At 39.5% G+C, this 14,053-nt stretch carries 15 protein-coding genes and 1 pseudogene; 3 read left to right on the top strand and 13 right to left on the bottom strand.

Translation table 11 applies throughout. The features are described from left to right. The first annotated feature begins 1,453 nt into the window (after nucleotides 1–1,453). Together J7R13_RS06995 and J7R13_RS06990 are read left to right on the top strand one after the other, a co-directional pair. Nucleotides 1,454–1,642 carry an antitoxin VbhA family protein gene (locus J7R13_RS06995; protein WP_208438051.1) on the top strand — a complete coding sequence of 63 codons (189 nt, stop codon included), beginning with the start codon at nucleotides 1,454–1,456 and terminating at the stop codon, nucleotides 1,640–1,642. After that, nucleotides 1,629–2,237 (top strand): Fic/DOC family protein, encoded by a 609-nt coding sequence (locus tag J7R13_RS06990; protein ID WP_208438050.1) that lies wholly within the window; start codon nucleotides 1,629–1,631, stop codon nucleotides 2,235–2,237. The genes J7R13_RS06995 and J7R13_RS06990 overlap by 14 nt, the downstream gene beginning before the upstream one ends. Before the next feature lie 325 nt (nucleotides 2,238–2,562). Here the strand turns inward: J7R13_RS06990 and virB11 are convergent, their stop codons facing one another. The 13 genes and pseudogenes from virB11 to J7R13_RS06925 form a co-directional block, all read right to left on the bottom strand. Then, nucleotides 2,563–3,615, bottom strand: coding sequence for a P-type DNA transfer ATPase VirB11 (gene virB11 / locus J7R13_RS06985; RefSeq protein WP_208438049.1), 1,053 nt, complete (start codon nucleotides 3,613–3,615; stop codon nucleotides 2,563–2,565). A 12-nt stretch (nucleotides 3,616–3,627) separates the two neighbouring features. Then, complete coding sequence (gene virB10 / locus J7R13_RS06980) at nucleotides 3,628–4,830, bottom strand: type IV secretion system protein VirB10 (protein ID WP_208438048.1); 1,203 nt, start codon at nucleotides 4,828–4,830, stop codon at nucleotides 3,628–3,630. Between the two features lie 28 nt (nucleotides 4,831–4,858). Beyond that, nucleotides 4,859–5,710, bottom strand: coding sequence for a P-type conjugative transfer protein VirB9 (gene virB9, locus J7R13_RS06975; RefSeq protein ID WP_208438047.1), 852 nt, complete (start codon nucleotides 5,708–5,710; stop codon nucleotides 4,859–4,861). 3 nt (nucleotides 5,711–5,713) lie between these two features. Next, nucleotides 5,714–6,385, bottom strand: a complete 672-nt coding sequence (locus tag J7R13_RS06970; RefSeq protein ID WP_208438046.1) for a VirB8 family type IV secretion system protein — start codon at nucleotides 6,383–6,385, stop codon at nucleotides 5,714–5,716. Next, on the bottom strand, nucleotides 6,382–6,618 hold the full coding sequence (locus tag J7R13_RS06965; RefSeq protein WP_208438078.1) for a type IV secretion protein VblB7: 237 nt from the start codon (nucleotides 6,616–6,618) through the stop codon (nucleotides 6,382–6,384). Before J7R13_RS06965 ends, J7R13_RS06970 begins: the two co-directional genes overlap by 4 nt. Nucleotides 6,619–6,676: 58 nt before the next feature. Continuing rightward, complete coding sequence (locus J7R13_RS06960; protein WP_208438045.1) at nucleotides 6,677–7,597, bottom strand: TrbL/VirB6 family protein; 921 nt, start codon at nucleotides 7,595–7,597, stop codon at nucleotides 6,677–6,679. Between the two features lie 62 nt (nucleotides 7,598–7,659). After that, nucleotides 7,660–7,983, bottom strand: coding sequence for an EexN family lipoprotein (locus J7R13_RS06955; protein WP_208438044.1), 324 nt, complete (start codon nucleotides 7,981–7,983; stop codon nucleotides 7,660–7,662). A gap of 302 nt (nucleotides 7,984–8,285) precedes the next feature. Then, on the bottom strand, nucleotides 8,286–8,657 hold the full coding sequence (locus J7R13_RS06950; protein ID WP_208438043.1) for an EexN family lipoprotein: 372 nt from the start codon (nucleotides 8,655–8,657) through the stop codon (nucleotides 8,286–8,288). 14 nt (nucleotides 8,658–8,671) lie between these two features. Then, nucleotides 8,672–8,923: pseudogene (locus J7R13_RS06945) on the bottom strand (EexN family lipoprotein); the annotation flags it as partial. Between the two features lie 24 nt (nucleotides 8,924–8,947). Continuing rightward, nucleotides 8,948–9,703 carry a TrbJ/VirB5 family protein gene (locus J7R13_RS06940; protein WP_208438041.1) on the bottom strand — a complete coding sequence of 252 codons (756 nt, stop codon included), beginning with the start codon at nucleotides 9,701–9,703 and terminating at the stop codon, nucleotides 8,948–8,950. Further along, the gene (locus J7R13_RS06935; protein WP_208438040.1) at nucleotides 9,700–12,060 is read right to left on the bottom strand and encodes a VirB4 family type IV secretion/conjugal transfer ATPase; all 2,361 of its coding nucleotides are present in this window, start codon (nucleotides 12,058–12,060) and stop codon (nucleotides 9,700–9,702) included. The genes J7R13_RS06940 and J7R13_RS06935 overlap by 4 nt, the downstream gene beginning before the upstream one ends. Further along, entirely contained in the window at nucleotides 12,057–12,383 is a 327-nt protein-coding gene (locus J7R13_RS06930; RefSeq protein WP_208438039.1) for a VirB3 family type IV secretion system protein, read from the bottom strand. The genes J7R13_RS06935 and J7R13_RS06930 overlap by 4 nt, the downstream gene beginning before the upstream one ends. Nucleotides 12,384–12,406: 23 nt before the next feature. Then, nucleotides 12,407–12,757, bottom strand: coding sequence for a TrbC/VirB2 family protein (locus tag J7R13_RS06925; RefSeq protein ID WP_208438038.1), 351 nt, complete (start codon nucleotides 12,755–12,757; stop codon nucleotides 12,407–12,409). Nucleotides 12,758–12,903: 146 nt separating this feature from the next. Here J7R13_RS06925 and J7R13_RS06920 point away from each other — a divergent pair, with 146 nt between their 5' ends. Beyond that, nucleotides 12,904–13,644: a nuclease gene (locus J7R13_RS06920; protein ID WP_208438037.1), complete on the top strand. Its 741-nt coding sequence runs from the start codon at nucleotides 12,904–12,906 to the stop codon at nucleotides 13,642–13,644. Nucleotides 13,645–14,053: the final 409 nt, after the last annotated feature.

Here is a 14,053-nt window from a genome sequence, read left to right as displayed (position 1 = left end):
TTAACCTCTACAGATCGTGATCATGCATTTTAATAAATACGTCCTCCAACAGTAAAGTGTTATACATAAATCTCAAAATAAAGAAGTTACTGTTCAACGGATAGCGGCTTCTTTAATTTTTATAGCAGAAATTTTTATGATTTTTCCATTTCAGATGAGCTTTTAAAATTATATTCGCAATCATATTGTTTGTCTCATCTTCACCAGATTGAGGATTATGATCACGAGAGAATTGCATAGCGTTATTTTTTTGTGGAGTTGGTAAAACGTTGAGATTTTGGATATAAAAACATACCTTTAGGGATTTATAACAGATACTAAGCATTTATAGCGGGTATATTAAGTGCATACCATATATAATTAAAGAAAGCGCTCTACAATAAAGATAGAGTTACTAGAGTGAAGAGGGAGATACCCTTTTTAAAAATGCGCATGCTCGAGATTCAGCAACTCAACGATCTCTTTAAGGTTCATGGATAAAGGAGCCCCGTTCAAGGTCATATAAGGGTTGAGTCATATCTAGACTGTAGCGTAGAGGTGAATCCCACCATAAACAATTCTTGTGATCAAATACCACGTCCAAAAACTTGAATAGATCTTTCTTCGCTTTATAAGGATCAACAACAAGGGCTTTAACGCATGTCTCATCAGCATATTGTAGACCAGAAAGTAATTTTAATCGATGTCAATTTACGCGTTCCATTAGGTCAAACTATGGCTAGTGATTGCCCTGAAAAAAGGGAAAAACTGATATCTTTTAGCACGTGATGATTTGAATAGGTTGGTTTGAAAAGAGAGACTACCTTGTTCTTGAAATCAGTTCACTGTCTATGCTGCGATATGATATATTGTTGAGGTGTTATTAAGATCAATCAATGTTATCTGCTCTTCCCCATTTCAATTTATATTCTGTTTTAATATTTTCGTAATTTTTGAATATCTATTTTTATTTACCAGAAAAAAATCAATATGCCAAAGATTTTTAAAACTTATCAGGTTATAAAAACTTCTATGAATATCATATGGATAGGCTTACACGTCGACGTGAGAGATTGAAAGGTGGAGGGACCTTTTCTCTCTAAAGAAGCTATTATTGATATGCAAAATGTCGAAGCACTCTGTGATCTTACTCAAGGATAGCAGAGGCAAGTTAATCAAGAATTTTTCAAGGCTTCAAAGTGCTTTAAATAAGTGCTGTCGATAGGATATAGTCTATAAAAGACGTTGATTTTTCAACGGCTCTCCTTCAAAAATAGTCTCATGATAAAAATTTTATGAACGCGCTTAAAACGGTTATAAAATTTTTGCAACAGAGACGTGCGCAAGAGCAAAACAATGCAATAGCGTATACGATGTCAAAAGATGTTACGCGGTGAAAGAAGTTAAAGCATTAAAAACCTTGCTTCTTTAGCGCGATTTGCGCTCTATAATAGGTGCGAGAGGAGATTTTGATATGTTGAGTGAAGAGGAAATTAAGCTGCGTCGCCTCTATGCTGAAAATGCATTAGCAAGCCAACATTTAGAGGGGTTGGAACCAGATCCGCAGATCGTTGCTCAAGTAGAGCGTTATATTATCGGAGAGCTTGAAATAAGTGATATCATCAAAGATTATATGGAACGGGTAAAACGTGGAGAAGTATAAGGGGAGTGGTGATCCTTATACTGATCCTGAAACTGGTGTGATGTATAATCGGTTTGGTATTAAAGACAAAGCCACGCTGCAGCGTGTAGAATCTACCATTACTTATGCAAGATCTCTTGAACTTATACTTACTCCTATTGGTGGTGAGTTTGATCTCAATCACATGAAAGAGATCCATAGAAAACTGTTTGGTGACATATATGAATGGGCGGGACACGTTCGTTTAGTGGATATCGCCAAAGGCAATAGTATGTTTGCTAGTTATAATCAGATTGAAAGTTATGCACCGAAGATTACACAACAGCTTGCAAAAGAACAGTATCTGCGTGGTCTTGACGCTGATGAATTTAGCCACAGGGCTGGATATTATATGGGCGAGTTGAATGCGTTGCATCCGTTTCGAGAGGGGAATGGGCGGACTCTTCGTGAATTTATGGGGCAACTTGCTCGTGAAGCTGGGTATCATATCAGCTGGAAGGGTATTGAGCAAAAGGAAATGATAAAGGCATCAATTGCAGCACATTTTGGTAATTTTGATTTAATGTTTGTACTCATCCGTCAGAATCTCATTGATTATGGTTGTGAGCGCTCTTGAGTTAGCTTGTTTTGTTGTTGGAGATACGCCAGCTTATCTGAGCAGAGTTTGCTAAAATCTATAAAGTATAAAGGTCAATAGGTGAAGCTGGTCTTGCAAAGATATATGAAAATAAAAGAAAGTTAGAAAAGTAATGCTCTTGTTGCAGAAAAGAGAACCATTACCTTTATGTTACAGAAATTTTTCACTTAAAGAAAATTGGTACGGGTTTTTGGAATATACATATTAAGCTAGGTTAGCTTTAATTTACAAAATGAGTGGTTATCAATGATGATTTGAGCGTATAGCGATGTGTTCGGATTTGTATAATTGACTTTTAATGTTTTTAGAAAGCGTCTCGGCGCTTAAAGGGATCGTAGTAAATTTCGGTCACACGGAATTTTCCTTCGAGGCGTTTACATTGAATGATGACATCAATCATCGAGATTAATAGGCCACGGATATCTTCTCGTGCTAAATTCCCACCTCCTTCACTTTCTTTCACAAGCAGAGTCATTTGTTCAAAGGCTGCAAGCGCTGTGGAGGCATGAACCGTGGTGATTGAACCTGGGTGACCGGAATTGACATTGCGGATATAGTAAAAAGCTGTACCATCACGCAATTCTTGTAAAAGTATTCTATCGGGGCGCATACGTAATCCGGATTCAAGTAGTTCTTTTGCGCCTGCTTTTGCTAGTCCTTGGTTGTCTTTTGAGTAAAAGAGTTGCACTTTATTTGAATGTGGAACAACAAGTTCTGGAGTATCTTCTATGGTGAGAATCCGTTCATAGTCAGGGATTTTTGCAATTAAAGCTTTAGAGAGGGTTGTTTTCCCTGAACCGGTTTTGCCAGAGATTAAGATATTTTGTTGTGTGATAACGGCTCTTTCTAAAAAGGTGCAAAAATCTTTAGCGATAAAGAGATCTGTTAGCTCTTTGTCTGTATCAGAGAGTTCGGATAACCGTTCTGTCATTTGTTGCGTGGGTGTGAAACTGGTGTTTTGGGTGACAGAAAACAGATTGTTTTCATGTAAACTTTCAAGAGAAAAAGTGCGTGATGAAGGTTTACGAATTGTCATACTGATTGTATTTGGTGCGACTGCTGGAGGCATAACAATTTGTATGCGTTCATTGTTGGGCAGTGTTGCGGAGAGAACTGGATTTTCTACGCTAATCTTCTGTGTTGTATAAGCCGCGACGACTTTTGCAATCCCTTCTAATTCACCATATGTTAAATCTTTCAGGATGTGGGTTTGCCAACCATTGGGGCCTTCAACGATCACTTCACCAGGGCGATTGATAACAATTTCGAATAAATTGTCGTCATTCAGATAGTTCTCTAATATTTTTAATTTCGTTAAGACGATGGAAGCGCGTTCTGTATTTTTTGCTGTGGCCATAATTTATTTGTGCTACCTTTGAGAGTGGTGAAAGAAATTTCTTGGAATAGAGCGTGGGAAGATTTTGTTTCTTCTTTCCTTGACGGCAAGTTTATAAACGGATGAAAAGTCCAAGTCTCTTGCTACAAAAATGTTGACAAGTTCGCCTTGAAATTTTTCTAGGGTAGGAGGGATGTTGATTTGATTTTCAAGGGCAATACTGGCAGTATCTTTTCCTACGTTGTCTGCGCCTTCAAAACCACCGCCCGCAGAGTTGTTTGCACCTGCTTTATTGGATTTTTTTTGCATTCTATTGGTGAGGTTTGTTGTGACACCATCAATAACGGTGAGTAAAAGGGAAGAGCCAAAGCGTTCCCACCAATGCGTGTCAATGTTGCCATCGAAACCGGCTCTGCCTAAACTATCGGTTGCTGGTGAGGCAAGGGGGATGATGACACCCGTTGGGGTTTTGGCTCTTGTCCAGAGGACAAAGAGGCGAGATTGCCCTTGTTTTATTCCACCGCGGTATTCACCAACAACTTGGGTTCCTTTATCAAGCAGAACAACGCGACCATTGTCAGAGAGGATATCACGGTTAATGATGCAGCTTGCAAAGCCAGGTTGGTCACTGTTTAATGCCGTTTCTAAGATACAGGGAATAGATGTTCCCATGGCGATGATAAAGTTTCTATTGCCTATGAAACTTGCTTTTGTGTCTTCTGTTGTGGTCGGTTTTAAAAGGGTAGAAAAATTTTTCGTTGCTTGAAGAGCAGGAGAATTTTGCGCATTCGCGAGATTTTCCAGTGTATTGAATTTGTCAAATGCGTTGGTAAGATTATTGCTGACGAGGTTTTGTAACTGAGATTGAGAGCCTTTGGCAAAAGCGAGAACAGGAGCACGTCTTGCTGCATCAAGTAGGGGATCATTTTTAAGAGGTTCTGGTGTGAGTGGTTGTGGTGGTGGTAAGGTAATTGTGCCAATTTTTGCGTGAGGTTCAGAGGGCGCTAATTCTAAGGGGGCGAGGGAATTGTGAAAGTTTTTTTCCTCTTTTTTATGAGGTTTTGCTGTGTCTTTTGTTGTTGTGGTGGTGGGGGTTGAGAGGATATTCCAAAGCGCATAGCCACAAAATCCTATACAGGCTATCATGATAACTATTTTTTTGCCAAGGCTTTGTGAGATATTGTTGCGTTTATCGCCAATTGCACCACGATCTTCTGTAACTGTTTTATCACTCATAGGTGTGTCCCCCTTTATTCCCGCTTCTTTAAAGATCTGATGCGATTTTGCGCTCAACAGATGGTGAGGTTGTTCCGGTTCCTGGATTTGTGCCTTTTTGTTGATAGGCTTCATTAAAGACGCATAAAACATTTCTCCCGTATCTTAGGGTGAATCGGGAGCTAATGGCATGGACAATGACCATATTTCCCTTGGTGGTTTTGGGGACAAGGGATTCTGTACCGTCACTGTTTACAATATAAATGGCAGGGATTTCTTGATTGTCTGGGAAGGTAAATGTTGTGGTTTTTCCGTTGTCATAAACGGAGGATGGTTCAAGGTTAACAGAGCCTTGTGCCGTATAAGCCCAATTGCGTGGTCCGTAGGTTTCATAAGTATCAAAAATACCATCAATATGTTGTGCTTGTTTTTTTTCTTGTCGCAAAAGTGCTGCAAGCCTTCTTTGTTCTGCTTCGTCTTGTGGGTAGCGAAATTTTACGAGGAAATATGTTTCTTGTGCTGTTGAAATTTCTCCATCTTTCACCGTTAGTTCGAATTGATAAGACCGCTTTGAGCCATCGCGGCGCGTGGTGACGACTTGGAGATTGGTAATAGGTTGCACTTCTCGTGCTTTGAGGAAAAGAATATTGCCAGCGGGTGCAACTTCCCATGCCACGCTGTTGCCAATAGCGACATGAGCAATTTCTTCATCAGCGGAAAATTCTATTTGCACCGATGAGCGTATGGAGCCAATAATTTTTGTGACATTATAAGCATCATAATTGATAAAGCGAATGCGGCTATCGTTGGGAGCACGGGTGGGAAAAATACTGGCATGGCCCAAGGGGGCAGGAGAAAAGGCGACAGCACTTAAAAAAAGAAGAAGGAATTTTTTTTTCATGGATCAGTTGACCACTTCTGGATCGGTTCTATATTCATTAACAATAAAGCCAAGAGGATTTATCAAACGGTTTTGTACAGAGATTGGAGCGTTGATATATTCAAAGGTGAGGGTTGAAACCCAGTGCGTGATAAATTCTCTGTTTTTATCATTGTCACGGACGGTTTTGTAATAACGCACTTGTGCGACATCTTGATTGATAAAGGAGATTGATTTTATCGTGACCGTGACGCTAGCGTTTTTATAGAGAATTTGAGGGCTTTGTGGATTTCTTGCTCCATACCAGCTGGCAAATCTTTCTTGCTCTTCGGGAGAAGAGAGCAGGGAGACGGTTTGGAAGTTATGTTGTATCTCTTCGGCTTCAAAGCCTTCACGGGAGCGAACATATTTTGCGGCGAAATAGCGGGTGATCGCTTCGTCGACATTTGTTGGGCCTTCTTTTAAGGTTTCTACCACTTCGACGATGCCGGTTGAATTGTCTACACGGATGACGAAGGGCTCAACGGTTTTGAGCGGGGTGAGGGTGATGACCGCGATGGAGGACAGTATCGCGACGATAACGGCTATCGCGGCAATGGTGAGTGAGGCGCGGGTGATGCGACGTGAGGCGAGCATACGGTCTTGATCAAACAAGCGCGCTTCGGCGATGTATTGTTCTACGTCTTTTTCTTTCATGCTTTTTGCCCGCAATCTTTGTAGGATTTCATTTCTTCATCAGTTAATTTTTGTGCGAGAAGCGTTTCGAATTTGCCCTCTTTGACTGATGCTTTTATGTCTTTATTGTTGCTGATGATGATGGGAGTGGGAGAGGGCGTTTTCCCTTCCCAATTCCACATTGATTTGTTTAATGGTCGCTTAGAATATCCATTGCATTTTGGTAATGACTTCAAGGTGTTTGGTGAAGACATACAACCGCTCAAGAGGATCAGCGATAAAATTACCCCAATTTTTTTTAACACTATCCTATTATCCTTTCCCAAACATTTTAGCCATTATTTTTCCGAACATTCTTTCTAACTTTTTAGCACCTTTCCAAGCCGTTTTTGCTGAGTCTGCGCCTAATTTTGTTGCTCCTGTAAGGGAGGCTCCCCCAGAGGCTAAAGCGGAAGCAATACCAGGTAAATGGAAGAAAAGGTAAATCCCACAGATGCCGACAGCCATAAAGTTAAGTAAGGAAAACAAAATATCTTCCATGTCTCCTGAAAAGATATTCGTTGCAATCTTGATATACAGACCACCAAGTAGCACTACTAATACCTGTAAAATGATGAAGTTTGCTGTTTGGTTTAACCACGCTTCTGTAAAACGCCTTGTTGATGAAAACATATAAAGGCTTATAAAAAGTGGTCCCACTGATATGACAAGAAATAAACCAAGCTTAGCCAACATTGAGACGATAAAACCGATTGTACAAACTATAATAGCAACTACATAGCAGATACAACCAGCAATCCAGTTGGCAATAAACGTACCGATTTTACGGCCTGGTGTATTGCTTGCTGCATCAAAAGCGTGTGCAGCAGCATTTTGCAACAAATTATCCCATACATTTTTATCCGAGTGAGCTCCTTGTGTGACATTTGCAATGGCATTTGGCAGATCACTGAAAAATATATTTGTAACCCATGTATTATAGTGAGCAGCATTTGTTGTGAGTGCAACAATGATGCCAAGTTTGAAAGTTGTTGCTATAAAGTCCCATAAGGGCATGGAAGAACGTCCATAGATGACATTGTAACCAATAAATATAATGTATAATGTACAAGATACCTTAAGAGGCCCCCCTAAAGATGTTGAAAGATGTGTAATGCTGTTACCCATCACCTTTTTAAGGGGTTCCATTATACCGTTGTCTATTGTGGTAAACGGGTCTATACTTTTAGCCATTATATGTCCGTTCTATCTAATTTTGCAAATGTAGTTATTTCTGGTTGTGACAATGATTTCATTTATGGGTCAAAATTGTTATCCTGTTTTTGTTTAGCGTTCCATTTTTCATATTCAGCTTTCTCTTCTTTTTGCTTTTTCTCTCGCTCCTCTCTACGTTTACGAGCTCTTTCTTCAGCGTTTTGCTTATATTCTTTCTCAAGTTCATCTTCTGCTAATCTTAGATTTTCACAATTTTTTGAAGTTCCTGCTAATCCACACCTAGCATCCCACTCTTCCATCAATTTTTTATCTTTTTTAAATTCTGCTACGCTATGGGTTTTTTCACACCCAGCAGTGACAATTGCAGTGCAAAGCAGCAATATGGTGATAATGACTTTATTCACGATTAATTCCCCTTCTTTCTTTCAGTTTTTGAGGTTTGAGCACAATTTTAAAATTCTGCTATGTTCTGGTTTTTTATAACCAGTGATGATAAATCTAGAGCGCAGACATAATGTTGCCATAAATATATTATAAAATGCACAAAGCTCTTTAAGTTGAGCAGATAAAGCGCAATAGCGGTATGTAGTGGTGCTATCCATTGTCTTTGTAAGAGGATTCATCAACATCTTGTCTATATTAGTAAATATGTTTTTGAAGTCCATTGCCTTTAGATACTCCGCTATTCGTTGTGTATTTTTATAATTTAATTGTTATTTTGTTCTTCTTCAGCGCGTTCTTTCGCTCTTTGTTCTGCTAGCTTTTTTTTAGTCTGAGCCTCCATTTTTTCAAGATCAGCTTTTTGTTTAGCCATAAATTCTTCCATACGTTTTTTATTCTCCTCTGCAACTTTACGCCTTCTTTCTGCTTCTTTTACTTCAGCTTCTTTCTGAAGTTCTAAAAATGCTAATCTTAGATTTTCACAATTTTTTGAAGTTCCTGCGAATCCACATTTAGCATCCCACTCTAAGCGTAAATTTTTATCTTTTTTAAATTCTGCGACGCTATAGGTTTTTTCACATCCAGCCGTGATGAGCCCTGTGCAAAGTAGCAATGTTGTTATGAGAACTTTATTCATTATTTATTGTCCTGTTTCTTTTCAGATTCTTGTTTATCGTCAAGAAGTTCATTCGCAAGGTTATGGTAATATTCCTGTTCAAGTTCAAGTTGTGCTAATCTTAGGTTTTCACAATTTTTGGCAGTTCCTGCGAATCCACATTTAGCATTCCACTCTTCCATCAATTTTTTATCTTTTTTAAATTCTGCGACGCTGTAGGTTTTTTCACACCCAGCTGTGATGAGCCCTGTGCAAAGTAGCAATGTTGTTATGACGATTTTCTTCATGTTCAAGTCCCTCTTTTTTCCTGTTTATTGACCACGCAGTTTTTTTGCATAATCTTTGTAACGTGCTCTAAATTCTGCATCTTCACGTTCTTCCCTAGCTTTGTCTTCTGCTTGTTGGATCATCATGGCGGCTTGCATTTGGAGTATTTTTGCTTGCAGGTCTGCTTGTACCGCTGCTAATTTTGCTTGAATGCCTTGAATTTTACCCGCATCTTCAGTACTTCCAAGTTCGTCAAGGAGCTTGTTAATGCTTTTTTGTGTTTCACTGGCTTCTTCGTAGACGTCTTGGCCTTTTGCTGCTTGTCCTACCGTGTTCTGTTGCGCTTTTTTCACTTCCTGTGCGTAAAAAGCATCTACTGCTTCTTTTGATCCTGCGCCCCCCGCGGGCTCTTTGTATACGAGCTCTTCTTGCCATTTTTGCGCGTTTTTGCTGCTGCTGCTGCCGCCACCGCCGCCGCCGCCGCTGCCCATCGATTGTTGAAAGTGGTTAAAATCTGAAGGAAGGGCGCCACTGCTCCCTTGCTTGTTAAACATGTCTTTCAATCCCGAGATGTCAGGCTTGACATTTAAGGAGTTATATAATTGTTTCGCTTGATCGAGTTGGCTCTTTAATTGCTCAAGCTGTTGTTTGCCTTGTTCGAATTGTTTCCTCAATTCGTCAAGTTGCTTTCCCCCTTGCATAAAAGATTTTAAATCGAATGTAGGCATTTGTGCGAATGCATTTGTTTGAAAGCCAAATGAAGCTGCACAGATGGCTGTTGCCAATAAAAGTTTTTTCATTGTTTTGACCTTTCTTGAAAAAGAGGAAGCCATTTTTCTGGAGATTCACCAACTTCATCCATAATGGTTTCTAGGAGTTCAATATTCTTGGTGGTACCGCTTAAGATCGCTATTTCATCATCAAAACCACGTAGATTCAGCTCTGCTACAACTGAACTTTGACCTTGTTTGACAAGAAAACGCCGTGACTCACGGCTTAATTCTGTTTGTATCAGGTTAAATTCCCTGTCTGATAATTTAAAACCCTCTACATAATCCCCATGATTGCCCTTTTGATTGGGAAAATAAATCTGTGTTGGGCATTGTTCTATAATGGTGTGGGCAATTGTCGAGTTGATTGCATCTTTGGGGCTTTGCGTGGCAAACAACATCAAGCCATTTTGTTTACGAATTGTTTTCAGCCTATCTTGTGCAAAGGCTTTAAAGGAATCATCTTCTAAGGCTTTCCAAAATTCATCAATGACAATGATAATGCGACGCCCATCAATGAGAGAAAGAATTCTATGAAAGAGATACATCATTAAGGGAGGACGAATTTCTTCATTGTCCAAAAAGTCCGTCATATCATAGCCGATAAATTTTGCATCAATGCCTATATCATCATCAGGATTGTCAAAAACCCACCCCAAGGCATTGCCTTTACACCATCTCTCTAAACGACCCGATATCCCCTCCCTGTGCGTGGTATCAAAAAACATTTGTAAGGCAGAAATTGTCCGTTGTTCCTTGGGCAATAAGGCAAGTTGGTCAACCGCCGCAGCAATATCTTGCCTTTCCGATTCACTAATTTTTTGACCCTCAGCAGAAACAAGTTTGGTAATCCATTGCCGTAAAAACACTCTATCTGCTGGATTGTCATAATCTAAGCCTTTTAGCGGTGCTATCCCTGTCGGCTTGCCATTTTTTAGCGGCATATAGGTGCCACCGCCCGCTCTGACAAAAAGTTCTGCACCACGGTCTTTGTCAAAAAAGACCATATTCGGATCATGCTTTTGAAGTTGTGCTAAAAGAAAATTGACAATCACCGTTTTTCCAGAACCCGACGGTCCACACACAAACGTATTGCCTAAATCACCAAAGTGAAAGTTAAAATAAAAGGGTGAGCCGGCAGAGGTTTTCATCAAAGCTACCGCTGGTCCCCACACATTGCCATCTATTTTTCCAACCGGAAAAGAATGAAATGGAGAAAGGGCTGCATAGTTGCGGCTTGTTATCGCACCAGAGCGTGTGCGATAGGCATAATTGCCAGGCAGTTGTGCCCACCAAGCAGCAGCAAGCCCTAAATCTTCCCGTGCAATAACGGCGCCACCATCTGTAAGACGAGAACGCGCCTTGGCAAGATTATCTGCAAGCTCTTGCGGTGTATCAGCAAAGACCGCCAAGGATAAGTGATGTTCGCCTAAAACAAAACGGTTGGATTCAAGATCATCAAGCGCATCATCCAATTCCACAATTTGTGAGCCCGCACGATCTCCGGAATTGACCATTTGGTTTTGTTTGCGCCCCATAATCTGCTTGGCAATGTTTTTGCTCTTGAAAACAAAAGATTGGGTAAAAATAAATTCAAAGGGAAGAGTCAGCAAACCATCTGCCATGCCTACTCTGGTTTTTGCTGGATATTCTTTCCAACCAAACATTCCAGCAAAACGCTGTCCCGCCTCGGTGCGTATTTCTATGACTTCTTTCCCGAAAATAAGACGGTCTGAATAAACAGTCGACGCTATCGTCCCCCATGTGAGGGGAATACGTTCACGACGACCTCCCACCAATTGGTGGATAAACTCACTTTGCTGCGAAAAAATATTGCCTTCATGTTCATAAAGGCTAAGCCTTTTCGCACCATAGCGCTCTAAATTTTGAATAATGTCTGTGGTGATATCTTCAAGCTTGCGAATGGACTCTGCATCAACTTCTGTCTTTTCTTGTTTGGCTTTTCCCAGACGCTTAAAAAAATCAACCAATTTATCCGTTTGATCAACATGGGGATTCCACAAGATGGAAAGATAAAGATCATTGCGATACAGCTCCTGTGAAACCATCCGTTCACGGTATTTGTCATCTAATTGCTTGGCAAATGCCGAGCGAAAAGTGCCATCCGGATAAACGGTTTCACGCTTTCTGATGATATGGCTATAAAGCGCTATCCGTTCATCCGCTATGTTTTTAAACAGGTTGTTTAACTGTTCGTGAAGCACATTCAGATCAATAATATCCGCTGTCTCAAAGTTAATGCCTTCAAGTTTAATAACGGACATGAGAGCGCGTGAATCTAGCGCAATGATATGTTTATTGACATGGCGCACGTAAGGGATGATCGCCTCTGGCTGCTTTTCACGTTTGCGCTCTGTTGTCTTCATTGTAATTCCTCATAATTACGAATTAATCGTAATGGAGAAATACTTCCCCCGCCCCATAGACTCGAATTTCTGGCAAAAATAGATGTCTTTTGCCATGTCAGAAGAATACGAAATTTGTTATGGTCATGCTTGAGAATTTCCTTGAAGATGAAGTGCGTAGTAACACCAAAGGTTATAAGAAAAAAATTGCCTGTCATAATAAACAATATCATTGTTCCCATGGCATTTAATCCCATAGCTTCCACCGTCACGCCTGCAATCATTGCAGGGCGTGTACAGGCAAGAAACAACGTATCTTCCGTTAGTTTATCGTGCTCTTTCATGATTTTGAAATGCTGGAGTCAAATCAATTAGAAAGCATTGTAACAATTTGTGATGCGCCCATAACAATGCCGATGCCAACACAAACAAAAAATGCTTTACGCATTTCGACATAACCGGCAATCCATGCAAGCCCAACACCAGCAACAGCAATTGTTGCAATTGCTTTTGCAATGGGTCCTGTTAGAGCGTCCACTATCTTCTTAAGAGCACTTTCGATCTTTCCAAAGTCACCTGCTGCAAATGCTGGCTCACTCAGTGCAATGAAGGCAATGAATAACATAAGTAGTGTCGTTAACCATTTCTTTTGTGATTGTGAAAAGGTTAATTTTTGTAAAGTACGACCGTTGTTAAATTGATTGTTTATTTTTAGCATGGAAATGTCCCCGCGTATTAATAGAATTTGTCCAATGTTTAATTTAATATCATGTATAACTTAAAAAAATTATGATCGCTACTGTTTCATTTATAGTATATTATTTTTTATTAGTGAAATGAGCAAAAATATTTATAATATTCAAAATGATACTTTTTAAAAAAACCTTTCGTTCATCATTTAAATACCTGATTTTTATTTATATTATTATTGCAGGACTTTTTTATTTTAGTCAATCTTCTGAAAATTTTATTAAAAATCCTTTTGTGCAAACGATAAAAAAGACAGTGGAAAAACAGTTCCAAGAACCAGTTCAAGAACCAGATTTAAAATTGACGGATCAGGTTAATCAACGTGAAGAGCCTCCGCATTCAGAATCATTATCGCCACAATTTTATGAAGAAAACGTGCCAGTTTATTCAGGTGCTATACAGGTGACAAGCGGTGTCACTTTTAAAATGGTTACGCCTATAGATGAAGGGTGGAGAAAAAAAATTGTTCGCAATATCCGATTATATGGTGTTGAAACCTGTGAAACACGGCAATTTGCCTCACGAAATGGAATCAAATGGCCATGTGGTGCTTTTGTTACTGCGTGGCTTGTGACAAAAACAATCGATAAAAATATTACTTGTCGGCAAACGCGTGTTATTCAACAGATTCATTATGCACAATGTTTTGTTGATGGCATTGATCTAGCACGCTTGGGGCTTGCAGAGGGGATGATGGTGTTGACAAAAGATCAGCATAATTTTCCCTCACCAGCGGATTATAAAAACTTGCAAGCCACGGCTCAAAAAGCACAAGTGGGATTGTGGTCTAGCCAATTTGAACAGCCAGAAGAGTGGAGAAGAGACAATGGCACTTATAATCCCATTGATCCTTAAAGATTTTTAGAAAAATTGAGAAAGTAAGTGAAGCGATCATTTGTTGTTGCTCTATAATAAACAGATTTTTTGCAAGAATAAATCTCTAATATTAAAAATCTCACGCAATCTATGGTGTGCTTTGGGGTTTCAAAATCACTGCATTGCATATAACAATGGTGAAATATTTTGTATATCCAAGTTCGTTTGCATTGTAAGCTCGTGTTCTTCAGGGAAGTAGAACTTTTTCTTTTGGGTCTTCTTTATTAAAAGATTTATTTCCGTGTGTTATTCAAAATAAAAACTTGAGTATTTCAGATCAGAAACTGTATCAATATAATAATTTTTGAAATTAAAGTTTTTATGCATAGAAGTAGCATTGGAGAAGTATAAGCTTTTAATATGAGGCATTTGAAAGTTTTGCACCCTT

The organism is Bartonella taylorii 8TBB (genome assembly GCF_902825155.1).
In the GTDB taxonomy this organism is placed as follows: Bacteria; Pseudomonadota; Alphaproteobacteria; order Rhizobiales; family Rhizobiaceae; genus Bartonella; species Bartonella taylorii_A.
Note: the sequence above shows the minus strand (reverse complement) of the source record. Positions and strands in the feature narration are given on the sequence as shown.

Bases quoted from the DNA above. Each gene is read 5' to 3' on its own strand.
- J7R13_RS06995 (WP_208438051.1), top strand. From the start codon at position 1,454: ATGTTGAGTGAAGAGGAAATTAAGCTGCGTCGCCTCTATGCTGAAAAT.
- virB11 (WP_208438049.1), bottom strand. From the start codon at position 3,615: ATGGCCACAGCAAAAAATACAGAACGCGCTTCCATCGTCTTAACGAAA.
- virB10 (WP_208438048.1), bottom strand. From the start codon at position 4,830: ATGAGTGATAAAACAGTTACAGAAGATCGTGGTGCAATTGGCGATAAA.
- virB9 (WP_208438047.1), bottom strand. From the start codon at position 5,710: ATGAAAAAAAAATTCCTTCTTCTTTTTTTAAGTGCTGTCGCCTTTTCT.
- J7R13_RS06970 (WP_208438046.1), bottom strand. From the start codon at position 6,385: ATGAAAGAAAAAGACGTAGAACAATACATCGCCGAAGCGCGCTTGTTT.
- J7R13_RS06965 (WP_208438078.1), bottom strand. From the start codon at position 6,618: ATGTCTTCACCAAACACCTTGAAGTCATTACCAAAATGCAATGGATAT.
- J7R13_RS06960 (WP_208438045.1), bottom strand. From the start codon at position 7,597: ATGGCTAAAAGTATAGACCCGTTTACCACAATAGACAACGGTATAATG.
- J7R13_RS06950 (WP_208438043.1), bottom strand. From the start codon at position 8,657: ATGAATAAAGTTCTCATAACAACATTGCTACTTTGCACAGGGCTCATC.
- J7R13_RS06940 (WP_208438041.1), bottom strand. From the start codon at position 9,703: ATGAAAAAACTTTTATTGGCAACAGCCATCTGTGCAGCTTCATTTGGC.
- J7R13_RS06935 (WP_208438040.1), bottom strand. From the start codon at position 12,060: ATGAAGACAACAGAGCGCAAACGTGAAAAGCAGCCAGAGGCGATCATC.
- J7R13_RS06930 (WP_208438039.1), bottom strand. From the start codon at position 12,383: ATGAAAGAGCACGATAAACTAACGGAAGATACGTTGTTTCTTGCCTGT.
- J7R13_RS06925 (WP_208438038.1), bottom strand. From the start codon at position 12,757: ATGCTAAAAATAAACAATCAATTTAACAACGGTCGTACTTTACAAAAA.
- J7R13_RS06920 (WP_208438037.1), top strand. From the start codon at position 12,904: ATGATACTTTTTAAAAAAACCTTTCGTTCATCATTTAAATACCTGATT.